Below are 23,894 nucleotides of genomic sequence, written 5' to 3'. Positions count from 1 at the left end.
CGCGAACGCCGCGTCAGTCTTCGTGCGAGCCTTCGCGGCCCGCGTCGTTGTCCGTGCGTTCGGCGGACGAGCCGCCCTCCACCCCGTCACCTGATTTGCGGCTTCCGGCGCCACCGCGCCGCCGTCGTTTTCTGGGGCTCCGGTCCTTCCCGCCTTGCGTGAGCAATGCCTCGCGCGCGGCGGCGTCTCCTTCGATGAACTCCGTCCACCACGCACCGACCGACTCGTCGAGTTCGCCCGATGCACAGCGCAACAGGAGGAAATCATACCCCGCTCTAAATCTTTGGTGTTCCAGCAGCTTCAGCGCGCTGCGGCCCGAGCGCTTTTCGAGGCGCAGCTGCAGGCCCCAGATCTCGCGCATGTCGGCCGAGAAGCGCTTGTGGATCGCGAGCTTTTCGGTCTGCATGTCGAGCACTTCGTCCATCGAGCGATGCAGCGCGGGCACCGGATACTCGCCTTCGGCCTCGAACTTCTGCCAGCGCTGCTGCACGTCGTGCCACAACAGCGTCGCGAACAGGAAGCCCGGCGACACCGGCTTGCCGGCGAGCACGCGTGCATCTGTGTTAGAGAGTGCCAGAGAAATGAATTTTTCGCCGGTCGGTTGCTCGAGCACGACGTCGATCAGCGGCAACAGCCCGTGATGCAGGCCTTCCTGGCGCAGTCGCTTCAGGCACGCGAGCGCGTGACCCGACAGCATCAGCTTCAGCATTTCGTCGAACAGACGCGCGGCGGGCACGTTGTTGATCAGATCGGCCATCTTCTCGATCGGCGCGCGCGTGGCGTCGTCGATGTCGAAGTCGAGCTTGGCGGCGAAGCGCACGACACGCAGCATGCGCACCGGATCCTCGCGATAGCGCGTGGCCGGGTCGCCGATCATGCGCAACAGGCGCGCGCGCATGTCGGCCATGCCGTTGTGGTAGTCCAGCACGGTTTGCGTGGCCGGATCGTAGTACATCGCGTTGATCGTGAAGTCGCGGCGCGTGGCGTCCTCGTGCTGCTCGCCCCACACGTTGTCGCGCAGCACGCGGCCGCTCGCATCGACCGCGTGGGTGCGGCGGTCGAGCTCGTCGCGCTTCAGACGCTTCGGCGGCGGCGCGTCGGCCGCGGGCGAATCGACCAGCGCGCGGAACGTCGAGGTCTCGATGATTTCCTGGCCGAATTGCACGTGCACGATCTGGAAGCGCCTGCCGATGATGCGTGCGCGGCGGAACAGCTTCTGCACCTGTTCGGGGGTCGCGTCGGTCGCGACGTCGAAGTCTTTCGGCTTGACGCCGAGCAGCAGGTCGCGCACCGCGCCGCCGACGATGAACGCACGGAAGCCCCCCTGTTGCAGGCCCTCGGTCACGCGGATCGCATTGCGCGAGATCAGCGTGGGGTCGATGCCGTGCACGTCGTGCGGAATGATGACGGGTACGTCCGGCTCGCGCGGCGCTTTCGCGGCAGCAGCGGCTCCTGCGGACTTGCGGCGCGGCCGCGCGGCCGTGCCGGAAGCGGTCGTGCCGGAAGCGGTCGTGCCGGATACGGACTTGCCGCGCGCCGGCGGCTTGCCATTGGCATTGCCGTCGACGCTGGCGGCGGGGGAGAGCGTGTCGTCAGCGGTCGCCGTGTCCTGGCCGAATAGCTTGCGGATGAGTTTCTTGATCACGAGGGTTGGAAGAGTTCGAGGATGCGCCAGCCTTTGGCCTGCGCATGGGCGCGCAACGTGTCGTCCGGATTGGTCGCGATGGGATCGGTGACTTTTTCGAGCAGCGGGATGTCGTTGTGCGAATCGCTATAGAAATAGCTGTGCTCGAAGTCGCTCCAGCTCTTGCCGAGCGATGCGAGCCACATTTCGGTGCGCACGATCTTGCCTTCCTTGTAGCTCGGCGTGCCGGTCGGGCGACCGGTGTAGGCGCCGTGCGGCTCGCCGCCGACGGTCTCCGCCTCGCACGCGATCAGAGTGTCGACGCCGAACGCCTGCGCGATCGGCCGCGTGATGAACTCGTTGGTCGCGGTGACGACGCAGCACAGGTCGCCCGCTTCACGATGCTGTTTCACGAGTTCGAGCGCCACCGGCTGCATGGCCGGCGTGATGACCTCGTGCATGTACTGCGCGTGAAAGTCGGCGAGCTGCGCGCGTGTGTACTTCGCGAGCGGCGTCAGCATGGCGATGAGATAAGCGTGAATGTCGAGCTTGCCGGCCTTGTAGTCGGCGTAAAAGCGATCGTTTTCACGGGCGAAATTTTCGGCGTCGACCATGCCTTTTTTCACCATGAAGCGGCCCCATTCGTGGTCGCTGTCGGTGGGAATGAGCGTGTGGTCGAGATCGAAGAGTGCAAGGTTAGCCATGGGGGCCTATTTTACTTGAAGCGGGAAGAGCGGCGTGTGAACCCGGCGCGGCGGCGGGGTCGGGCGACGCGAGCATCGTGCGCAACAGCGGCAGCGTGACCGCGCGTTTCTGTTCGAGCGAGAAGCGGTCGAGCGCGTCGAGCAGCGCCATCAGGCTCGGCATGTCGCGGCGAAAGTGCGTGAGCAGGTAGGCCGGCACGTCGTCGGCGAGCATGATGCCGCGCTCGCGCGCCGCGCGTTTCAATACCGCGGCCTTCGCGTCGTCGGGCAACGGCGCAAGGTGAAACACCAGTCCCCAGCCGAGGCGCGTGCGCAAATCTTCGCGCACCGTCATGCCGATCGGCGCCGCGTTGCCCGCGGCGACAAGCGCGCTGGTCGGATGCGCGCGCACTTCGTTGAACAGGTTGAACACGGCGATCTGCTGCGCGGCCGACAGCGCATCGCAGTCGTCGATCGCATAGAGCGCGACGCGCGGATCGAAGCCGAAGGCGGTGAGGCTGCTTTGCGGGCCGGCGAAGCGCGCATGTCCCGGCGGCGCTTCGTGCACGAGCGCCTGCAGCAGGTGCGTGCGGCCGCTGCCGGCTTCGCCCCAGATGTAGAAGGTGCGATCGGCGACCGGTCCGGAGGCGAGCGCGTCGTCGAGTTCACGCAGGCGCGTGACCAGCTCGGCGTTCGCGCCGGCGAAGAAATTGTCGAATGTCGATGGCGGCGGGGTGCCGAGATCGAGCGTCAGTTGACGAAGCACAGTAGGTTAATGCCGAAAATGAGGCTCAGGCCGCGAGTGGCCCGGACCTCGGGGCCTGGAACGTTGCCAGGCGCTCAGTTGTCGTGAAGCGTGCTCGCCGGGTCGTGAGGCCGCGCGTCGCGTGAATTCCAGCCAGGGGGCCAGCATCGGGTAAAATCGCATTTTACCGACCTTCGAGCTTTTCCCCATGAATCAACCGAAATCCGCCGAGCATTCAACCGATTCGGCCCAAGGTTTGTCGTATCGCGACGCCGGTGTGGACATCGATGCGGGTGACGCCCTCGTCGACGCCATCAAGCCCTTTGCCAAGAAAACCCTGCGCGACGGCGTGCTGGGCGGCATCGGTGGATTCGGCGCGTTGTTCGAAGTGCCGAAGAAGTACAAGGAACCGGTGCTAGTGTCCGGCACCGACGGCGTCGGCACCAAGCTGCGTCTCGCGTTCCAGCTGAACAAGCACGACACGGTCGGCCAGGATCTGGTCGCGATGAGCGTCAACGACATCCTCGTGCAGGGCGCCGAGCCGCTCTTCTTCCTCGACTATTTCGCCTGCGGCAAGCTCGACGTCGGCACGGCGGCGACCGTCGTGAAGGGCATTGCGCACGGCTGCGAGCTGTCGGGCTGCGCGCTGATCGGCGGCGAAACCGCGGAAATGCCGGGCATGTACCCGGACGGCGAATACGATCTGGCTGGTTTCGCGGTCGGCGCGGTCGAAAAGAGCAAGATCATCGACGGCAGCAAGATCGCGTCGGGCGACGTGGTGCTCGGGCTCGCGTCGAGCGGCATCCATTCGAACGGCTTTTCGCTCGTGCGCAAGATCATCGAGCGTGCCAATCCCGATCTGAACGCGGACTTCGACGGTCGCACGCTCGCCGACGCGCTGATGGCGCCGACGCGCATCTACGTGAAGCCGCTGCTCGCGCTGATGCAGCAGATCGAGGTCAAGGGTATGGCGCACATCACGGGCGGCGGCCTGGTCGAGAACATTCCGCGCGTGCTGCGCGAAGGCCTGACGGCCGAGCTCGACCATCGCGCGTGGCCGCTGCCGCCGCTGTTCTCGTGGCTGCAGAAGCATGGCGGCGTCGCCGATGCGGAGATGCATCGCGTGTTCAACTGCGGTATCGGTATGGCGGTGATCGTGTCCGCGGCAGATGCCGAAGCGGCAATCGGTCTGCTGTCCGCGGCGGGCGAGCAGGTCTGGAAGATCGGCACGGTCCGTGAGAGCGCAGCGGGTGAAGCGCAGACAGTCGTGGTCTAAAGGTTGACGAGGCCTCGCGTGGCGTGCCGCAATGGTGCGCCGCGCGGGCTTCGAATCCTTTGCTTCACATTTCCCGCTTCAAATTCCCGCTTTACGTCCCTCCGATTCCCTCACGTTGATCGGCGCCTCAAACCAGCGTTTCGATCAACTCCACCACCCGCGCCGTCGCGTGCGGATCGCAGCAATCCACCACCTGTCTTTCCGGCATGCTGCGCAGCCACGTGAGCTGCCGCTTGCAGAGTTGCCGCGTCGCGAAGACGCCCTTGTCGCGCATGGTCCGATAGTCGACCGCGCCATCGAGGTATTGCCACACCTGCCGATATCCGACGCAGCGCATCGACGGCATCTCGGGCAGCAGATCGCCGCGCGCGCGCAGCTTCACCACTTCATCGACGAAACCGTGCGCGAGCATCGAATCGAAGCGCTGCTCGATGCGCGCGTGCAGCACGCCACGCTCGGACGGCTCCAGCGCGACCGGCACGAAGCGTGCCGATGCGGCGTCGTCGGTGCGCGCGGGCGCGGCGAGCAGCGTCGACATCGGCTGGCCGCTCAGCATGAACACTTCCAGCGCGCGCTGGATGCGCTGCGAATCGTTCGGCGCGAGACGCGCGGCCGTGACCGGATCGAGCGCGGCGAGCCGCGCGTGAAGCGCCGGCCAGCCGTCGCGGGCGGCGTTGGCGTCGAGCCTCGCGCGTACTTCGGCATCGGCGGCGGGCAGGTCGTTGAGCCCCTGGGTGAGCGCCTTGTAGTACAGCATCGTGCCGCCGACCAACAGCGGCAGCCGCCCGCGCGCATGAATTTCTCCGACGAGCCGCAGCGTATCGGCGCGAAACTGCGCGGCCGAGTACGAGTCGGCTGGATCGACGATATCGATCAAATGATGCGGCGCGACCGCGCGTTCTTCCGCGGTCGGCTTCGCGGTGCCGATGTCCATCTCGCGATAGACGAGCGCCGAGTCGACGCTGATGATTTCGACCGGCCGCCGCGCGGCGAGCGCGAGCGCGGCGGCGGTCTTGCCGGACGCGGTCGGGCCGAGCAGGCACGGGATGGGGGTAGGGCGTGACGTCATGGGCAAGCGGGCGCGCGGCGCAACGGTGTGATCGAAACGCAGCGGCGTTACTGCCCGCGCATGAACAGCCGATCGAGATCGGCCAGCGTCAGCTGATACCAGGTCGGACGCCCGTGGTTGCACTGATCGGCGCGCTCGGTCGCTTCCATCTGGCGCAACAGCGCGTTCATTTCGTCGAGCGTCAGACGCCGGTTCGCGCGCACCGCGTGATGGCACGCGAGCGTGCCGAGCAGTTCGTGCTGACGCTCGGTCAGCACGCGCGAGCCGCCGAATGCATGCAGGTCGGACAGCACCGCGCGCGCCAGCGCTTGCAGGTCGGCGTCCTTCAGCAACGCGGGGACCGCGCGGATCGCGAGCGTGGTCGGCGACAGCACCGCGAGGTCGAAGCCGAGCGCATCGAGCGTATCGCGCTCTTCCTCGACCGTGCCGATTTCGACTGGATCGGCCTGCATCGTCTGCGGGATCAGCAGCGGCTGCACGGCGATTGCGCGGTCGGCGAGCGCGCTCTTGAACTGCTCGTACAGGATGCGCTCGTGTGCCGCATGCATGTCGACGATCACGAGCCCTTGGCGGTTCTGCGCGAGCACGTAGATGCCGTGGATCTGGCCGAGCGCGAAGCCGAGCGGCTGGTCGTCGGTGGCGTCGAATGCGGGGGAAGCGGGGCGCGACGCGAACGGCGCTGCGTCGTATGGCGACGTCGTCTCGGTTGCGGAGTCGCGCGCTTCGAACAGCGACGCGCCTTCGACCCGGCCGGCAAGCGGATCCTTGCGGCCGAACAGCGCGTCGTAACCGGCGAGCGGTTGCGCGACCGGCAGCGTACCTTGCGTCATGCGTGCCTGGCGCATCCACGTGTTGCCAGGCTGCGAGGCGCCCGGGGCGCCGAAGCTGCTGAAGCCGCTGCCGCCGCCAAGGCCGCCGCGGCTTCCCGCGCCGAAGCCCGCGCCGCTCGAAAGACCGGCGCCCGCGCCAATGCCGTCGGCTACGCCGCTTGTGACACCCGGCGGCGTCGAACCGGATGAAGCCGGTCCACCGGCCGACGGTTCCAGGTGCGCCGCATGCCCGCCCGCCGTCGTTTCAGGCGACGCGCCCGCGTGCCGAGCGAGCGCGCGCTGCACCGCATGGAACACGAACTGGTGGATCGAGCGCGAATCGCGGAAACGCACCTCGATTTTCGACGGATGTACGTTCACGTCGACGCCTTCTGGCGGCAAATCGAGGAACAGCACGTACGACGGATAACGCTCACCGTGCAGCACGTCCTCATACGCGGCGCGCACCGCGTGCGTGAGCAGCTTGTCCCGCACGAAGCGGCCGTTGACGAAGAAATACTGTTGATCGGCGCGACCGCGGCTCGCGGTCGGCAGACCGGCGCAACCGTAGATCGCAAGCGGACCGGCGGATTCGTCGAGCGGCAGATGGGCGGTCGCGAACGTCTCGCCGAGAATCTTCGCAACCCGCGCGGGCGGCTCGCTCGCGTTCCAGTGCTCGACGGCCTTGCCGTTGTGCAGCACCGAGATCGCGACGTCCGGCCGCGCGAGCGCGGCGCGGCGGATCTGTTCAAGACAGTGGCCGAGTTCGGTCTGTTCGCTTTTCAGGAATTTGCGGCGTGCCGGGGTATTGAAGTACAGCTCGCGGACTTCGATCGTCGTGCCCTGGGTGCCGGCGGCGGGACTCAGCACGCCGGTTTCCGCGTCGATGCGCACTGCGTGCGGCACTTCGGCAGTGCGGCTCGTGATGCTCATCTGCGCGACCGACGCGATCGACGCCAGCGCTTCGCCGCGGAACCCGAGCGTCGCGACCGCTTCGAGCTCGGCGAGCGAGCGGATCTTGCTGGTCGCATGGCGCGTCAGGGCGAGCACGAGTTCGTTCTCGGGGATGCCGCAGCCGTCGTCGGTGATCGAGATGCGTTTGACGCCGCCTTCGTCGAGCAGGATGCGCAGCGTCTGCGCGCCCGCGTCGAGCGCATTCTCGAGCAGCTCCTTGACTACCGACGCCGGCCGCTCGACCACTTCGCCGGCGGCGATCTGGCTGATCAATTGATCGGGGAGCGGCTGGATGGCGCGCAACGGACGCGGCGCGGGCGCCGCACGAGAGGCGTCGGAAGGTGCGGCCGCGGCCGCGGTGCCCGCAGGCGTTTCGGAGAATTCGGACATGGCGAAATTATAGCGACTTGGCGCATGCCGCCCGCGCAGACGCCCAACCAGCAGATTTTCATTCGACCCGAGGCACTTTCGGTATCATGTCGCGGTCAATTCGCAGCGGTCGGCCCGCCGCTTGCTGCCCCTGTTGCTGGGTCGCGCGGCGGCCGTTTTCCCTCTACGCACATACCGGTTTAAAAGGACGCCCCTTGGATACGCTGCTACATTTCGCCAACCTTGTCCTGCACATCGACAAGTTTCTCGGGGACTTCATTCAGGTCTACGGCGCGTGGGTCTACGCGGTGCTGTTCGCGATCGTGTTCGCCGAAACGGGGCTCGTGGTGCTGCCGTTTCTGCCGGGCGATTCGCTGCTGTTCATCGGCGGTGCGTTCTGCGCGACCGGGCAGATGCATCTCGGACTGCTGATCCTGTTGCTGCTGGTGGCGGCAGTCTCGGGCAATACGACCAACTATCTGATCGGCCGCGCGATCGGACCGCGCGTGTTCAATACGCACATTCCGGTACTCGAGCGTTTTCTCGATCGCGCCGCGCTGCAGAAGACTCACAACTTCTATGAAAAACACGGCGGCAAGACGATCGTGCTCGCGCGTTTCATCCCGGTCGTGCGGACGTTTGCGCCATTCGTCGCGGGCGCGTCGTCGATGACGTGGAGCCGCTTCCAGATGTTCAACGTCGTCGGCGCGCTGTTGTGGGTGCTGCTGCTGACACTGCTCGGCTATTTCTTCGGCAACATCCCGTTCATCCGTCAGTATCTGAACGTGATCGTGCTGGTCGGTATCGGCGCGGCGATCGTACCGATCGTGCTCGGCGCGCTGTGGAAGATGCTGCGCAAGAATGGCGCGAACGCGAGTACGCGTGGATGACGAGTTGTTTGCGGTATTTCGGGCCTTGAGAACACGAAAGGCGTCGCGAATCTCGCGACGCCTTTTTTCATGCCGCCATGCGGACGACCCGGGTCGGGTGCGCGCGGAGATTCGATCAGATCAATCGCGCGTGATCGCGCGCGGTGCGAGTGGCGTTTCCGGCGTCGGATAGCCGGCTTCCTTGAAGGTCTGAACGATCGCGCGATTGGTGTCGAAGTAGACCTGCCAGTAGTTCTGGTTGGACGAGTAAGGGCGCACGCACAGCAGCGGTCCTTCTGGCGTGAAGCTCAAGACCTCGATATCCGGCGCGGGGTTTTCGGCCACGTTCGGAATCTTCGCGACGGCGGCTTTCAAACGCGCGATCGCATCGGTCGGATCGACGCCATTGGCGATCTTCGCGGTCAGCTCGACGCGCCGGAACGGCAGCACGCTGTAGTTCGAGATCGTGTCGGAGAAGATCTTGTTGTTGCCGATGATGGTCGTCACGTTGTCCGGCGTCACGATCGTGGTGCCGAACAGGCCCAACTCCGTGACGGTGCCGGTGACGCCCGCGGCCATGACGAAATCGCCGACCTTGAACGGCCGCAGCACCTGCATGAACACGCCGGCCGCGAAGTGCGCGAGCAGGCCGCCCCACGCAGTACCGATCGCGAGGCCGAGGCCGGCGAGCAACGCGGCGAACGACGTCGTCTGCACACCGAAGATTTCCAGGATCGCCAGGACGAGCAGCAGGTTCAGCAACCCGGCGAGAATCGACGCGAGGTAGTGGGCGAGTGTCGGGTCGACCCGGCCGTTGCGTGCGAGCAGCTTGCGCGACAGGTTGGAGATCAGCCCGATGATCCAGCGGCCGACTAGCCACAGCACGATTGCGCCGACGACCTTGGTGCCGATGTCGATGCCACGGGTCATGATGAATGCACGTACGGTTTCGATATCCAAGATGTTTCCTCGTTACAGGTTGCCCATCAACGGATTGAACGACGGTGGTGCCATGACCCACAACGCGCGGTCTTCGGGAGTTATAGCCGACGGCGCCCGCATGCGCAAGGACCGTTCCTGCCCTGCTCGCGGCGGCAATGCAGAGATGAAACATGGCGGGGCGTGCGTGAAAAGCCGGTCGGGGCGTGCCGGGTTCACATGCGCAGCCGCGATTCGGAGTACGGTGACGTCTGGATGACAACCGCGTTGTCCGGGGCGTTTTTCACGGCGCACCGGCGCCTCGACATCCGATGCCACGAGAACGCGATCACGATCGCGAGCGCATACGCGCCGGCACGCAGAAGAAACGACATCGGCAGGGCAAATTGTCCATAGCGGTTCTGCGCGTCGGCGAAAACGACAAACGTCAACAAGCCGTCGAGCACGCGCGCGGCCAGCGCGAGCACGATGAAAATCGCAGGGCCGCCAACGCGGCACCCGACCCGATCCGGTTATACAGTCGACAGGCCGTCGATACGATGGCGAACAAGGCGAGGTTCGACAGCAGATCGAACAGAAAGGTGGTCACTATCGGTTCAATGAAAAAGCAATGCGCCGTGGGGTTGCCGGAATGTATGCTCGCGCAAGGTTCAGACATGCTCCGCTGATTCGGCGGCGATCATTGCATATCTTTTCATCTCGACAAATAACCAGAAAAAGCGAAGGTCGTATCGCTCTTTCTCTCGTTTGTTTCTATATGCAGTCGGGATGTGAAAAGTCCTTTGCAAATTTATAGTACTGCGACGGTTTCCGTGCGCTGCGCCTCAGAAGCGATAAGAAATGCCGATCTGCAACGTCGGATATTCATCGATAAGGCGAAAATCAATGGGGTCGGAGTGCGCGACGATGTCGCCGCGTCGCCATTCAGTTCGAGCGACGGCAGATGTCAATCGCGGGGCCTTGGCGAGGAGCGCCGCCTCGCTTTGGGTGTGGCCGGTCGGTAAGGAAGCTTAGGGAACTGCGCATCGCCGATGACGCTTGCCCACGCCTTCATCCAGCAAGTGGCGAGCGTCTTTTCAGCTTCTGACTCAGCGCGCATAAGGCGGCTCGTGGCAAGAAGCAAACGAGCCAACGCATATTCCTTGCGTGTGGATTCCCGACGCAAAAGCGAATGATTCCCCTGCATGGCCGGCCACCGAAAAGTCAGCGAGAAGCGTGGCAAAGTTAAATCGGGCCGCATTGCATCGTACCCGACGAACGACCGCGCGGCGCAAGCGACGGACTGCTGTCGAGTAAGGATTCGCTCCAGATCGGTGCGTCGTCGATCAATGGGGCGTTGCGTCGCAACACCTGCCACTGTCGCGAAAACGCCAAATCGACGTTGTTTAATTTTGACAAGTCGCGCCGTGCGTTTATCCGTGCGAGGATGAAATCGTCAATGTTCCTGACGTGAAGATCCAGTTACGGGGGCTCCATGAGTAGCATTCCGCTTATCTGGGCAGCGGTGCCGCATAATAGCGACGGTGTTGTCTTTCAGATCCGGCTTGGCCGCGGACTTCAGCGTTTTCATGTGTCGCGGCGCGTGCTCGAGGATGTGTTCGAGCTCCAACGAAAAGCGTCCGACGCGCGCCAACTCGAATTCTTCTATGTGCACGAGCAACGCATCCTCGCGCGCGCCAGCGCAAAGCGTGCGACGGCCTGCTCGGCCACCGTTTCACTACGGGCCGCCGATTTCGGCGTGTCGAACGACAGCGAGCGCTGGGCGACGCCGAGCGGCGTCGCGCACGGCCTCATCTAGGCGAACCGATGTCTGATGCGCCGCCGCGATCAACGGGCGGCCGTGCGCCGATGCCGCGCGTCAGCGTGCCTTGAGCTGCGCCTCGAGCACTTCGAACGTACCGGGGATGACCGTCGCGAGCGGATGAGGATGGGCAGCCGTGGCCGGGTCGGCCGCGTCGAACTTCGACGACACCAGATAGATCCGGTGCTGCTGTTCATCGAGCGCCATCGTTTTCGCGCCTTCCAGCGTTGGCATGTTCTGCGCGACCGTGTAATGGTCCGCATCGTCTTCATGCGCGATCGTCAGCGTGCCGTCCGCGCCGTTCGAACTGAACGCGAGCTTCAAGGCCGGATCGAAAGCCGCCGCGTCGGGGTGACCCCCGATCAGCACCTCGGCCACGCGACGGCCCGACGTCGCATCGACGATCATCATGCGGTGATTGGCGCAAACCGAAAACAGGCGCTCGCTCGCCGTATCGATCGCGAGTCCGGTCGGCGACTCGCTCCGCGCGAGTGGCCAATGCGCCGGCACCGTCGCGGACCAACCGTCCATCTCGACGATCTCGGCGCGATCCTCCACATTGACGAACACGTGCCCGTGGCTGTCCGCCGCGAGCGCCTCCGGCTTGCCGCCCACGCTCATCGTGGCGACCACCTTGCGCGTCGCGAGACGTCGATTGCGCTGACGCTGCCGTCGTGGCCATTGCTCACGAAGATGCGCCGCAAGGCCGGCACGTAGAGGATGCCGTCCGGGTCGGGGCCCGCGGCCTTGATGCTGTCGACGACCTTGAGTGTGTCGAGATCGACGACGCTCACCGTATTGGCGCGGCCGTTGGTGACGAAGCCGAGCTTGAGGTCCTCCACGAACGCGAAGCCGTGCACGCCGTCGGTGTTGGCGATCCGCCGACCGGTTTGCCGGTGCGCGTATCGATCACCTGCACGTGCGTGTCGCGGCTGATGAAGAGGTGCTGGCGAACAGCGTCGTACGCCACGTAATCCCAACGCTCTCCGCCTTCGAGGCCATAGCGTTTCGCGATTTCGAATTGATCGGCGTTGGCGCCCGTCGCCGCATGGACGTTCGACAGCGCGAGCAGGGAAGCGACGCTGCCGGCGATCAGTGTGGACAGGATTTGTTTCGGTTTCACGTCGAGTGGATTCAGACTAGTACTGCGTATAGATTGGGAGCACGGACGCCATTCCGTTGAGCGAATGACGTCCCGGGTACGGTGGGGCGTTAGCGGATCATCATTCGTGGTCGTCGAGTTTGAAGTCGACCCACAACTGCTCAGACAGCGTTTCGGTCACGGGGGCTGCATTGGTGCTCGTGGGCGTCGCGTTATAAGGCAGTGTGCCGCTCAGAGCGAACGCCGGGTCATAGGCTGTGCGCGAGACCTGCAGGTTGCCAGCCGTGTAGTTGCTGGCGGAAGTCGAGGGCGTCGTCGTCGTGGCCGGGGTGCCGCTCGTGGTGCCTTGCGGCACCGTTGTGCTCGTGTTTTGGGTGCTGCCGCCGCAGCCGTAGATGGCGGAGATCAGAACCGCGATCGGAAGCGCCTTCAGGGCGGTTTGCATTCTGTGTTGCAGCCGGTATTGCAAGTCGCGAGGCTACAAACGACCCGTGGCACAAACATGAATCGAAAATTACTAAAAAGATAAGAATGCGTTGGCGCGTTGGCGCGTTGGCCGATGTCGTTGCGCGATGCCGGGTGTTTTTGGCGGCGTTGGAGGGCGGAGGGCAGTGCCTGAACGGTAGGCTACATTGAGGCGGGCGGGAAGAGGCGGCTCGCTTACCGCGCGCGTACCTGTTTGCACACGCGGGCAAAGGAAAAAGAAAAGGGCCGACATGCTTTCGCATGTCAGCCCTCGAATCTTTTGGTAGGCCGTACGGGATTCGAACCTGTGACCAACGGATTAAAAGCCAGAACCAAGCCCCCGTACGATACAGGCAATCCATTGATTTTTCAAGAGATTGATCTCTGCGGATCACTCTATATCTCGCTGTATTACTCTCCGTTTCCGACAAAATTCCGGCAGGATTTGGCCCGAACATAAACGTTCCACAGTGCGCACGACACGCAAATTCGTCTCCGCGGTTTGATGGCAAAAACTGGTAAGTGAGGTTTTGGGGGCGCGAGTCTAGGATTGCCTATGACAAAACTACGGGTCACAGGTGATCTCCTTGACGAAGGTCGACGCAAATTTCCGGCAGGCATTTTCCCGGATGGCGCCCCAAGCGCTTATTAACCGGGACGAGTTGGCTTCTCTCTTGGTAACAACCAGTGGAGCGATATCGCAGATGGCTTATCGCGGCGAACTGCCGCCTAAGGCATTTCCAGAGAAGCGGCGCGCATGCTGGTTTGTCGCAGACATTCGGGCATGGCTGGATGATGCCGCAGCCAAACGACGTCATAACATTCATCAGGTAATGGCTTCGCGTTCCCCGTCTGAGCCGGAGCCACCGTGCAGATCTTCGGAGGAAATCTCGGGTCAGCCGCGTATTGGCCGACCGAGAAAGAACGCCAAAATTCACTGACAAGGTGCGTATCTCGATGCCGAGAAAAACACTGACGTCAAAGCCGTACAGTCAAACGAGTATATCGGAGAGGCAAGTGACGATGGCGAACGTTATGACGCGATCGGCACACGGTCTGACGCTTACCGAAAAACGCTTCATAGCCGCCGCGTTAGCGAAAACAGACAGCACTGATACGCGTGGCCTGATGGACGAGCGCATACAGACCGTGAGGTTGTCCGCGTTGGAATACGCGGACACATACTCGGTGTCGCTCGACACAGCTTATGAGCAATTACAGGCCGGTGCAAAATCCCTGCAACAACCGAAGGTTATTATCGAGAGGCAGACGCACCTCGGGCCGGTGCGCCAGGTGTGCAGCTGGGTCATTACCAGTAAGTACGCGAAAGGAGAAGGCACAGTGGAGGTTCGCTGGCATCCCGATCTGGTGCCGTTCCTATTCGGGCTGCGTCGTGGGTTTACCACATACAAGTTGAAGCATGCAGCCGCGTTCCGCTCGATCTATTCGTGGCGGTTGTTCGAGTGTCTGAAGTCATGGCAGGGAGCCGGCCGGTGGATGCCGACGATCAGCGAATTCCACGACGCGACGGAAGCCACCCCGACCGCTCGGGCGAACTTTAAAGAGTTGCGCTTGCGTGTGATTGAGCCAGCTGTAGAAGATCTACGGGAAAAAAATGGTCTGGTTGTGCAGTGGACCACAGTAAAGGCGGGGCGGAAGGTCGTCGGTTTGCGGTTCGCGTTCGCGCCCGACCCGCAAGGCTCCCTTGCATTTTGAACCGGGCCGTTACACCAATAGCACGGCACCTTCTACCTGTGGATAAAACCGGGTTGTTACACCATAGACCAGGTCATTACACCAATTAACCGGGTTATAACACCAACGGACCGGGCAGATCCACCAATAGCACCTTGAAAAGCTATACCTGGCAAGGCTTCGATCTCACCTAAAACGATTTAAAACGGGAAAACGTATATAAAACGAGTCTTGCCGCGCGTCCTGCTGTGCGGGGATTCCGCAATCCAGCACTTGATTTTCTCCGAGCAATCAAACAGTGGTGCACGAAGCCAGCCTGTGAATGCCTTGGTCCATCCGAACGGTGGAAATCAGGACTCCGATCTGACCCAGCCGCTGGGCTGGCTAAGCGAGACAAAATGACAGGGCCATTTCGTGCGCGCTACGGCGCGGCGGACAATAAGCATGCCCTTCTCAATTTTGACGGAGAGGGTGAGCCGCCACGCGCATTACTGGGGTTAACGGACAAGCCTGCGGGATCCTACCGGCCGGGTGACGTCTGGTGGCCCTCGATCGGTTTCGGCCCGGTTGGCGAGTGGTGGGTTCTCTGGTGTACCCGTCCCGATAACGAGGCGGTTCGGGCTGGCATGGTGACCAGTCAAGCCCTGCTTTGGCCGATGGCTGAAATCAGAGGCGTGGTAGACCTGACATCGTACATTGAGGAAGTATTGGGCGTGGCGCCCAACATGCCGACGGTGCAGATAGCGCAAGCTGCTGCGCAGGCAATCATCGCCGATGACGACCGCGCACCTGTGGTCGTCGGACTAAAGGACTGGCCTGGTCTGATCGCGACGTTCTGGAAGCGGCTTCCGGATATGGAGAAGGAGGCGTTTTCAGGTCGCGTGATGCTGAGTCCACCGCAACATGGCAGTGACGACCAGTGTACGCTTCTGTGTACCCCTGACGACCGTGCGGCACAGTGGGCTAGCGGCAGACTTGTACACGAGATGTTCCCGGAGTCAATTTCGCGTGCGGCCCGATGGCTGGCTGGGAGCGACGACAGCGGAATTGCACAGATCACCCAGGCCCTTTCGAGCCAGACAACGCTCGGGAGGCTCGGCACGATCGCGCGAGCAGCTGAGCGGCTTGACGCCATACGCAGCAGCCAGTCGCCAGAGGATGCGATCTTGCTACTTCGATCGCTCGTCCTGATTGCACCGGATCGCGAAACGCTTACGGAACTGAAACTGGAAGCGATTGCAGTCATCGTGGCCGGTATTGAGGGCGTCGATGCCAGCGTTATCAAATTGATGGCTAACATTGAAGACGACGCCTTGCCGGACCTTGCTCTCGCGAAGGAGGGCATGACCCGGTGGATTGGGCATAACATGCCGAAACAGGAATCGGGTGATGTCGCATCCATTGTTCAGGCACTCGCACCGGGCCGCTCACGCGACTGGTGGAAGCAAACAGTGCAATCCGCTATCGCGGATCATCTGTATTCCGCACCGTGGAGCCAAGCGTTGTTGCACTGGCTGTCATTCGCCGGTTGCAGGCTTGCCTTGTCCGCCATTTGGAGTTTCGACAAGCTCGAAACGAGCATGATCGCCGTAGCTGAGAAGTCCGGCGTAATGGCGTCGCAGGACACGTCGGGAATGCTTGAGGCATGCGTGGCGTTCGGCTGGTCAACGCTTCATGCGCAGGTATGCGGCCGAACTCTATCGGTGCGCAGTGCGCTGGAACGGCAGTTGACGTTTCCAGGCAACCCGGTACCAGGGCTTGAGTGGCTGGTCTGGCACACGGATGGACGGCAGCTCGTAGCAGCAACGGTTGCACTCGGCAATGACGTACTCACCAGTCTCGTTGCGGTCCGAACGGCCAGTGAGCCAGGGCTTCTGTCGCAGATGATTGCCGAGCCCAAATGGCTCTCGCTCTGGACGCAACATATCATTCACGGTGGTTCCCCGTGGCCTGTGTCGGTAGACAGAGCCGCAATGTGTACTCTGCTGCTGCAGGGATTCGACAGCGTTGACGTTTCGTGGGTGCTCATTCGAGCGATCAATGGCGATCTTGCTGCACACATCTTCGAGTGGCCTCGAAGGGGCGAACTCTGGTCGCGTCTTCCTGACGATTTCGTTGAGCGCGTGGCGAATGTCGCTCTCGAGAAGGCGAACGCCGGTGCAGAATTTCCGCTGCCGGAGGAGCCGCTTGGCAGTCGCATCGTCCAAAAAGCGCGGCGTACCCGGCCTACCGCAGCCGGACTTATGCTTTTATTGCAGTGGCCCGCTGCGATATCGGAACGCGACGTGTTGACGTGGATTGCCTTGGTGCAGTTCGATCACCGTGCAGCGGATATAGGAAAGCGGATCGGAGAATTGGGTTGGAGCCGGGTCGCGGAAGAGCTGTATCGTCAATCAGCTTATGATTCGCGCGCAGTGCCGGCTGCCTTGGCATGTAAGGCGCTTCTATCGAGCTGGCAGCGATTTATCCTTGAATATCGGGGAAATCGGGCTACGGGAGCAAGTCAACAAGACCTCCACACGATCGAGGATCGGGTCGTCTCCATCGGCGCTAGTTACGCGGAGGAACGACTGAAAGATATGTGGATTCGTGCAGGCGGAGACGTTTCAAGGCTTTCGTTGAGCACATATCCTCGCGATCGCTGGCGTGATGCTGCACGCGCTGCTCGCAGCGGTGCACTGCGGGGTGGCCTGTTGGCTCTAGTTCAGCAACTACTCGACGAGTTCCCGAATAACGAGGAACTCAAGGATATTCGGGCGATTCTCGCGAACGCCTGAGTGAGGCCATCAGCCTGTCCTGCGAAGTCTGCATCGTGATGCTCCCGCATTGAATTCCGATGAGAGCTGCGTTCTCGCACGCGAGAAACGGCCCGATTCCGGAGGGGAAATGAAAATGGTCTTCCAGAGCGTGACGGCAACTTTGCCGGCGACGTCGGGCGAATGCGCCGATCCAGCGCTCGCTGGCCCAGTCCGAAGATCCGCTGAGCAGCGACCGCCATCGTCAGGCGGTGCCGAAAATCCTCCAGCTGCTGGAAACTGTCTTACCCGTTGTTTCCCGTGGGTATATCGCCCGGGGGCCAAGTGCCTCGGTTTATCATCCCCGCTGCTTCACGGGAGAATTGGGTAAATCGCTCCAAAAAAAGCGGGTCAATGGATCGAGTCGCGGCCCGCGAGACGGTCTTGCCTATGGCATACAATGTAGGCCTATTTATGCGACCTTGGCTGTGGTCAACTGCGCTAGCGACTTTGGCCGCCAAACAGAGTGACTCGGATATGGTCGAGGAGAGATCGTCCAGCATAATCTCCACAAACTGCTCCGCTGTCACCCCCATAGGAACTAGAAAGTCGCGATCCTGCCATTCACGCATTCCATCGGGGAGTGGATACTTTCCGGGGCGCCTCCAGAGCACCCCCCATTGATGAGCGAACTCCTGTATCGGCTCTGGTTGATCACACCACGGTGCTGACGCGTTAAATCCTCCAGAGCTGCTCAATCTCCCGTAATGGGGCCAAGAGTCGCCGTACACAAGTTCAAAGTCGTGTTCTTCGGCGAATGGCAGGTCTCGATCCCGACGCCACTTGATTTCAGTAGTGTCGCTGACGCGCAGATCGACCCAATAGGGCCAGCCGGGTCCGTATAACACTCTATTATGCGTGCATTCGATCACCACGGGGTGGGCTGGGCGCTCAAGGAAGCTGGCAACCCTGTTTTCCAATCTTTGCGCCATGTGAAGCGGCGCGCGGGCCTTGCTAATGGGCTCGCAAATTGCATATCGGAAGAGTGCGGTAACCTCCAGACGCAGTGCTTCAGCTAGTACTTCATAGCTGACACCGGAAATGTCTCTGGCTTCACGGACCAACATCGACAAAAATCGGCTTGTCGCAAGTCGCAGTCGTCGCCCCTTGTTCGATTTTTTACCTTCCATAGGTCTTCACCGGAAAATTCTAGCCCGAGGGCGAGATTCATCGAGGTACTACCGAGTGCTCGGATTAGTTGATGGGCACCAGTTTAATCGGTTGGTCACCGTGTTTATATTAGGTATCCAAACGTTAATTCCGTTCGAGACTGGGTGTCCAGTGATCGATTGCCATCTCGACTTCATCATTGATGACATTCGGACTGAGCATTTTTGCACGCCACGCGGCCGCGACTTCTGCGACCCATGCCGGATCGGCCATCTTCTTCTCAAACTCGGTTTTTCCCGAGTCGGAATCGTCGGCCCCCGTGCAATTGCATGAGATCAAAATCAAGGCTGCGGTAGGCGTCAGGAAGCACTGCTGCCATGCCACCGATAACTGCAGGCCCATAGTGATTGGTCCACCATGCGTTCACGTGATGACTCCAGTGGCCTCCTCCCATTCATGCGAGAAGAAGGCTGCGCCGACCTCGGGGAAATACGCAATCCCGGCGTTGCCCGCGGCGAGCTGAATGACCTGGAGATCGGACAGGCTACCGACCAACTCGCAATAGGACGTGGAGAAGACCTTCTTCATGTTCTTGTTGACGTTTCGTTTAATGCTTTGTACTCCTGATAAACAGATAGTCAGGCGTGGTTAAAAGTTCGTGGGGTTTGTGCCCATGATCCCGTAGTGTGCCGTCGCGGCACCAATACCACCCGTGCTCTACGGGGAACGCCAGGTCGACACATGCGACGAACAGGATTGACTCCCGTACGCGTTGAGGAGGTGACCTGTCGTGAGGAGATTGTAGCGCCATCTGGCGTACTTGTGCAAAGAATGTTTCTTGTAACTCTATGATTTCAGTGATATTTTTGGACAAATGGTTGTCCGCCGGGATAAAAATCTCACAGGAATTTTTGGCTTGTCGGATAGGGGGCGATGAAGTCAAAACAGGAGGGCAATTTGCCCTCCTGCGTCCTTCGTTAAAATGGGAACCCGTTGTTTTCATCTTCCAGCGGAAGATGAGCGGTTGGCTCATGGCTGGGCACGACACCTATTGCTGTAGCGGTGAAGTCGCCGGTTTTTATGCAACGCCAGGTCCAGCTTGATGGGGTGTCCAACTCGGGCACCCTGCGCCAGCTGCCTGATCGATACGGGCGAAACTGCCACCGGTCGCCATGCTGCGTGTGGAACAACGCCAGGCGCCCGAATTCGCCAACCTGCGCTTCACTATTGTCCAGCCGGACAACCCGAACTTGTTCACCAAAATCGAACACCGCCTCATCACGCACGATACAAAGCAGTTCAACATCAAGAAAGAAATCGCACGCGATGTGTTTTGCGGATTGTGGAATGTTTTCCATTGAACATCTCCTGTTATGCCGGGCCACGATGGGATTGGTGTTTGGCCTGACAGCAGGTGATGACGAACGCGAAGTGATAAACAGAATCGACACGCGTATGCGTACCTGTTACCTTGACGATCGATGAATACCCCTATAACAGGCGCGCGTATAGTGATTTTCAGGATTACTGATAGGATGACTATGCGATCTGTGAAAGGGTCGGCAGTCCACACACTCTCCTGAATGTGCCGGGGCTGCCAACCCCAGACACGTTCGTACACTTCAGTTCCAGTCGACCGCCAACCAACTGGAATTGACCGCTGAAGCGTGGTGCCTGTAGTCAGGCTCGCCATGCTACGCAGGGCGCTGGGGGCTGTAATGCCCTCTTCGACCCAATCCTGTTTTGCGGAGTGGGAAGTCGGGCGACACGGAAACGGGCCTCCAGGCGACTGGAGTAACCCTGCCACGTGCGAATGGGTGGAAATCCCGACAACGGGCGGCTCGAAAGGGTCGGACGGTGTCCCGGGCGGTGGGCTGCTGAGGCGTCGGTAACGGCGCAGGGGTGTGAGGGGAAACCTGGATCACTTGGTACTCACTGGCGCAAGCCGGTGAGATCGCTGGATAGCTCAAGCCGTTCATTGCGCCCGAAGAGGGCGCATCCGGGTAAGTTGTGACAAGCCGCTGGCTGGTTTGCCGGGAGGTGAATCAGCTAGTCAGGGCGCGATGAAGCGTCAATGCAGTAGGGGAGGTGCTCTGGAACCTCGACCCCCTGAAACCCGCCGCAAGGCGGGGTAGGCCCCTAGGGCTAATCGTTGATAGCAGAGCGCGGCGGCGTGTCACGGCAACGCACATGGCTAACGTGGGAATCACCAACGGCCGATTGAACCCGGGTGGCACCGGGCAAGGTACGGGTGAGGGAGACTGGCTCAGTAGCGATGAGGCAAGGGCAGACCTGACGGTTGTCCGCGTGGAGCGAAAGGCCGGAGCGGTATTTTGACGTGTACGAGTGTGTTTTGAATCATGGCAGGGCCTGGCCGCCCTGCTCATTTTCACGGAGAAACGACGAAGTAAAAACATCAGACCAACGGCCATAGGGCCAAAGTCGTCACTTGATGTGGCGCACAACCGCTGCCGGGGTAGTTCGACCCGGCAGTTTTCTTTTGCGCGGTCGGTGCCATTTGTGCGTCGACGTGTGCCCGGCAGTAGCGATGTTCCGGGTACCTATATCTCGCGCGCCGCTGCCAGCAACCGGCTCCGCGTCCGCTTTGACGCCTGCCCGTAAAGCAGGATCAATTCGGCAAGGTCATCGTCTTCGGTAAAGAAATAGGCCGTCGGGACCGAAAGCTCGGTAGCCAACTGGCAGGCAAACGGGTAATCCACCTTGTGGATGCCCAGCTCGTAACGGTTAATACGGGTGCTGGCGACGGAAGGGTCGAGGCCTGCGGCAATGCCCAGCGACTTCTGCGACAGGCCGGCACGAAGGCGGGCTTCCTTCAGCCGCCCACCAAATACGGTATTGCCTGTTGCGGACATTGCGTAACCCTGTTGTCACGGATCGGCGTAATGACGCCGGGGATGATCGCCGTAATGGCGCCAGTTGGAAGTGGAGTAAAACGCGGATTCGAACGGGCTCAAGGATGCGTTTTTTTAGCCGATTTCGCAAGACGCTTGTGGTCGGCTTCGGGCATTGGTTTGGGTGTGCGGAAGCTGTCGCCGTCGAGCACGATGCGGTAGGCGCCGTGACGTAGACGGTCGAGCGTCGCGGCGCCGAGGATGCGGTTGCCGGCGAATGCCTCGCCCCATTCGCTGAAGTCCAGGTTGCTGGTGAGAATGGTCGCGGCGGCCTCATAGCGCTCTGCAATCAGATCGTGGAAGTCTTCATCTTGCGGCGAGCGCAGCGGCTTGAGGGCAAAGTCATCGACGATCAGCACCGGTACCGTTGCAAGCTGCTTGAGCTTGCGCTCGTAGGTGCCGGTCGCACGCGCTGCCTGCAGACTGTTCAGCAATCTGGTCTGCGTGGCAAACACGACATCATGCCCCTGTCGGGCGGCGCAATTGCCGAGTGCCTGAGCCAGGTGCGACTTGCCGGTGCCGGTTGGCCCGGCAATCAGGATCGCGACCTTCTCGTCGATATAGCGGCCGGTGGCCAGATCGTGGATGTGTGTGCGGTTCAGGTTAGGCAGGCGGTCGAAGTCAAACGTCTCCAGTGTCTTGCCCATTGCGAAGCCGGCACGTGCGAGCCGGGTGCCGAGCTTCTTCTGGTCGCGGCGCGCGACTTCGTCGTGCAGCAGCATGGCGAGGAACTCGGTGTACGCGAGCTGGCCGTCGATGGCCTGCCGGTTGCGCTGCTCGAGCGAGTCGAGCACGCCGGACAGGCGCAGTTGCTTGAGGGTCGTGTTCAGTTCAGGACTGGGATTCATGGGCGGTTTAGTGGATCAGAAGAGATTGAAGATCGCGACCGAAGCGGCCGCCGTTGACGTAGGTGTCGGTGAGCGTTGGCGAGGACTGGGGCGCGGGCTGGCTCTCCAGGCCTTTGTCCAGGATGGTCTTGACGGTTCGCCACCTGGGACTGGAATGCGCCATCGCGCGTTCACACGCGGCCTCGAGCCTTGCATCGCCGACCTTGCTGCGCAGCCGCACGATGCCTTGCGCGCCTCGCAGATTGACGAGCACCTGATCGTTGAACAGCGCCAGAATCAGCGCATGGCAGGACGGACCGATCTCTTTGGCCTGAGCCAGACACCATTGAGGATCGTGTCCCAGCCAGGCCTGTGCCGCCGGCGGCTGGTGATCGCGTACGGTGGAGCGCGCGCCGGGCTTGCGCAGCCGGGGATGGGTGGCGACGAGTTCGTGCTGATGGAACAGCTGCACGACCGTGTCGGTCGCCTTCAGCCACAGCGTCTTGCCAACCAGGGCGAACGGCACCGAGTACAGGGCCTTGTGATGCTGGATGTGCGCGTCACGATGAACGGCGACCGTGGACCACGCGGCAAGCACCGGCGGCACATCGGGCAGCGCCGTCAACAACGGCTTCTCGATGGCGAAACGCACGAGCGGCTGTTCGCGTGTCGTGCCGTGTTCACGGACGCTGGCTTCCTGCATGATCCACTCGCGCAACTGCCGGTTGGCGTCCGCCAGATCGCGAAACGTGCGCAGCGGCACGAACGATTTCTTGACGTATTTGACGCCCGACTCAACGACGCCTTTCTTCTGCGGGTCGTGCGGCGGACAGGCATCGATCCTGAAACCGTACCCCTCAGCCAGGCCCGCGTAGGAGCGCTGAACCTCGGGGTCATACGTGCAGGCCCTGACGATCGCGCACTTCGCGTTGTCGATAATGATCCGACCCGGGCAGCCGCCGAACCACTCGAAGGCGCGGCGGTGGCACGCCAGCCACGTCTCGACCGTCTGGTCGAACACCAGCTCGAAGTACTGATGACGCGACCAGCACAGTGTCATGACGAAGAACCATGTCTTGAGCGCCTGTCCGGACTCGTGCGCAAGCGCCGGGCCGGCGCCGAAGTCGACCTGGGCAGCATCGGCCGGCGGGAAGTCCAGGATCGTTGTGGCGTCGACGCTGCGTCCGGCGCTCAGATGCGTCAGGAAGCGGCGCACCGCGGAGTAGCTGCCGGTATAGGCGTGGTTGCGTTTGAGGGCGCTGTGAATCGTCGTGCCCTGGACGTCGGATTCGAACCAGCGGGTAATCTGCTCGCGAAAGGGTTCGAGCGTCGACACACAGGTGCTGGGCAGGTGTGGCGTGCGGCCGAAGCGTCCGGCGATCACGGTGTCTTCCGGCAGCGGCTGTGCCGGATCGAGCCAGCCGAGCTCCAGGGCGACGCGCCTCACGGCGGTGAGCTTCTTGCGGCCCATCAGCCCGACGCGCGCGATGTCGCGGTCGGAATCGCCTTGCCGCATGCGGACAAGGACTTGGCGGTACTCAAACAATTCGAACCTCCGGTTGGCCATGGGCGCTCCGCTCAGAAAAGAGCGAAGCGTACCCAGTTGGGAAAGTTCGAACCGCGTTCTGCTACATGGCGCAGGTGGCGCCTATACGCCGATCATCGACTGGCTCCATTACGCCGATCCTGTGCTGGCGCCTATGCGCCGATCATCAAATGGCTCCTATACGGCGATCCGTGACACCTGTATTTTCAGAGTTACGAATATCGTAGTTAAACGGCCTTCCGGATACTACGAAGATCGTAGTGTCGGCTGGCGACTACCGGGATGCCGATGTTCGCGTGATCAG

Annotated in this window: 21 protein-coding genes; 6 read left to right on the top strand and 15 right to left on the bottom strand. The window is 61.8% G+C overall.

From position 1 onward, the window contains the following. Nucleotides 1-13 precede the first annotated feature (13 nt). The 3 genes from pcnB to hda are packed head-to-tail and all read right to left on the bottom strand — an operon-like array spanning nt 14 to nt 3,073. The gene (gene pcnB, locus HDG39_RS00200; protein ID WP_184002301.1) at nt 14-1,645 is read right to left on the bottom strand and encodes a polynucleotide adenylyltransferase PcnB; all 1,632 of its coding nucleotides are present in this window, start codon (nt 1,643-1,645) and stop codon (nt 14-16) included. Further along, nucleotides 1,642-2,328: a histidinol-phosphatase gene (locus HDG39_RS00195; RefSeq protein WP_184002293.1), complete on the bottom strand. Its 687-nt coding sequence runs from the start codon at nt 2,326-2,328 to the stop codon at nt 1,642-1,644. The genes pcnB and HDG39_RS00195 overlap by 4 nt, the downstream gene beginning before the upstream one ends. Then, entirely contained in the window at nt 2,321-3,073 is a 753-nt protein-coding gene (gene hda / locus HDG39_RS00190) for a DnaA regulatory inactivator Hda (RefSeq protein WP_184002291.1), read from the bottom strand. The genes HDG39_RS00195 and hda overlap by 8 nt, the downstream gene beginning before the upstream one ends. A gap of 187 nt (nt 3,074-3,260) precedes the next feature. On the opposite strand from hda, the gene purM reads away from it, so the two are divergent. Further along, nucleotides 3,261-4,328 carry a phosphoribosylformylglycinamidine cyclo-ligase gene (gene purM, locus HDG39_RS00185; protein WP_090803131.1) on the top strand — a complete coding sequence of 356 codons (1,068 nt, stop codon included), beginning with the start codon at nt 3,261-3,263 and terminating at the stop codon, nt 4,326-4,328. A gap of 127 nt (nt 4,329-4,455) precedes the next feature. On the opposite strand, the gene miaA is transcribed toward purM, so the two are convergent. Next, complete coding sequence (gene miaA, locus HDG39_RS00180) at nt 4,456-5,397, bottom strand: tRNA (adenosine(37)-N6)-dimethylallyltransferase MiaA (RefSeq protein ID WP_184002289.1); 942 nt, start codon at nt 5,395-5,397, stop codon at nt 4,456-4,458. 47 nt (nt 5,398-5,444) lie between these two features. Then, a complete protein-coding gene (mutL, locus tag HDG39_RS00175; protein ID WP_184002287.1) occupies nt 5,445-7,550 on the bottom strand; it encodes a DNA mismatch repair endonuclease MutL in 2,106 nt (701 codons plus the stop codon). Between the two features lie 194 nt (nt 7,551-7,744). Here mutL and HDG39_RS00170 point away from each other — a divergent pair, with 194 nt between their 5' ends. After that, a complete protein-coding gene (locus tag HDG39_RS00170) occupies nt 7,745-8,419 on the top strand; it encodes a VTT domain-containing protein (RefSeq protein ID WP_184002285.1) in 675 nt (224 codons plus the stop codon). Between the two features lie 120 nt (nt 8,420-8,539). Here HDG39_RS00170 and HDG39_RS00165 read toward each other — a convergent pair whose 3' ends face one another. Next, nucleotides 8,540-9,358 (bottom strand): mechanosensitive ion channel family protein, encoded by an 819-nt coding sequence (locus HDG39_RS00165; RefSeq protein ID WP_184002283.1) that lies wholly within the window; start codon nt 9,356-9,358, stop codon nt 8,540-8,542. Nucleotides 9,359-9,648: 290 nt separating this feature from the next. Between HDG39_RS00165 and HDG39_RS35550 the strand changes: the two genes are divergently transcribed. After that, complete coding sequence (locus tag HDG39_RS35550) at nt 9,649-10,005, top strand: hypothetical protein (RefSeq protein ID WP_184002281.1); 357 nt, start codon at nt 9,649-9,651, stop codon at nt 10,003-10,005. Nucleotides 10,006-10,811: 806 nt separating this feature from the next. Next, nucleotides 10,812-11,135, top strand: a complete 324-nt coding sequence (locus HDG39_RS00155) for a hypothetical protein (RefSeq protein ID WP_184002279.1) — start codon at nt 10,812-10,814, stop codon at nt 11,133-11,135. A gap of 60 nt (nt 11,136-11,195) precedes the next feature. Here HDG39_RS00155 and HDG39_RS00150 read toward each other — a convergent pair whose 3' ends face one another. The 3 genes from HDG39_RS00150 to HDG39_RS00140 all read right to left on the bottom strand — a co-directional run bounded on the left by HDG39_RS00150 (nt 11,196) and on the right by HDG39_RS00140 (nt 12,685). Then, nucleotides 11,196-11,759, bottom strand: a complete 564-nt coding sequence (locus HDG39_RS00150; RefSeq protein WP_184002277.1) for a YncE family protein — start codon at nt 11,757-11,759, stop codon at nt 11,196-11,198. Then, nucleotides 11,756-11,980: a YncE family protein gene (locus tag HDG39_RS00145; RefSeq protein WP_184002275.1), complete on the bottom strand. Its 225-nt coding sequence runs from the start codon at nt 11,978-11,980 to the stop codon at nt 11,756-11,758. Before HDG39_RS00145 ends, HDG39_RS00150 begins: the two co-directional genes overlap by 4 nt. 381 nt (nt 11,981-12,361) lie before the next feature. After that, complete coding sequence (locus HDG39_RS00140; protein WP_184002273.1) at nt 12,362-12,685, bottom strand: hypothetical protein; 324 nt, start codon at nt 12,683-12,685, stop codon at nt 12,362-12,364. A gap of 1,043 nt (nt 12,686-13,728) precedes the next feature. Between HDG39_RS00140 and HDG39_RS00135 the strand changes: the two genes are divergently transcribed. Together HDG39_RS00135 and HDG39_RS00130 are read left to right on the top strand one after the other, a co-directional pair. Then, nucleotides 13,729-14,421: a replication initiation protein gene (locus HDG39_RS00135; RefSeq protein ID WP_409259139.1), complete on the top strand. Its 693-nt coding sequence runs from the start codon at nt 13,729-13,731 to the stop codon at nt 14,419-14,421. Nucleotides 14,422-14,798: 377 nt separating this feature from the next. Then, a complete protein-coding gene (locus HDG39_RS00130) occupies nt 14,799-17,177 on the top strand; it encodes a GAP1-N1 domain-containing protein (protein ID WP_184002268.1) in 2,379 nt (792 codons plus the stop codon). 1,272 nt (nt 17,178-18,449) lie between these two features. Here the strand turns inward: HDG39_RS00130 and HDG39_RS00125 are convergent. From HDG39_RS00125 to istA, 6 genes are all read right to left on the bottom strand, one after another. Continuing rightward, nucleotides 18,450-18,707, bottom strand: coding sequence for a hypothetical protein (locus tag HDG39_RS00125; RefSeq protein WP_184002266.1), 258 nt, complete (start codon nt 18,705-18,707; stop codon nt 18,450-18,452). 21 nt (nt 18,708-18,728) lie between these two features. Next, the gene (locus HDG39_RS00120) at nt 18,729-18,893 is read right to left on the bottom strand and encodes a hypothetical protein (protein WP_184002264.1); all 165 of its coding nucleotides are present in this window, start codon (nt 18,891-18,893) and stop codon (nt 18,729-18,731) included. Between the two features lie 389 nt (nt 18,894-19,282). Continuing rightward, the gene (locus HDG39_RS00115) at nt 19,283-19,663 is read right to left on the bottom strand and encodes a hypothetical protein (protein WP_184002262.1); all 381 of its coding nucleotides are present in this window, start codon (nt 19,661-19,663) and stop codon (nt 19,283-19,285) included. Between the two features lie 1,203 nt (nt 19,664-20,866). Continuing rightward, on the bottom strand, nt 20,867-21,178 hold the full coding sequence (locus HDG39_RS00110) for a helix-turn-helix domain-containing protein (protein WP_184002260.1): 312 nt from the start codon (nt 21,176-21,178) through the stop codon (nt 20,867-20,869). Between the two features lie 98 nt (nt 21,179-21,276). Beyond that, nucleotides 21,277-22,065 carry an IS21-like element helper ATPase IstB gene (gene istB / locus HDG39_RS00105; RefSeq protein ID WP_184002258.1) on the bottom strand — a complete coding sequence of 263 codons (789 nt, stop codon included), beginning with the start codon at nt 22,063-22,065 and terminating at the stop codon, nt 21,277-21,279. A 7-nt stretch (nt 22,066-22,072) separates the two neighbouring features. Continuing rightward, nucleotides 22,073-23,590, bottom strand: a complete 1,518-nt coding sequence (istA, locus tag HDG39_RS00100) for an IS21 family transposase (protein WP_221305580.1) — start codon at nt 23,588-23,590, stop codon at nt 22,073-22,075. Nucleotides 23,591-23,894 lie beyond the last annotated feature (304 nt).

The sequence above is a fragment of the Paraburkholderia lebeckiae genome, assembly GCF_014201005.1.
Lineage (GTDB): Bacteria > Pseudomonadota > Gammaproteobacteria > Burkholderiales > Burkholderiaceae > Paraburkholderia > Paraburkholderia tuberum.
This window is presented reverse-complemented; position numbering and strand designations above follow the sequence as displayed.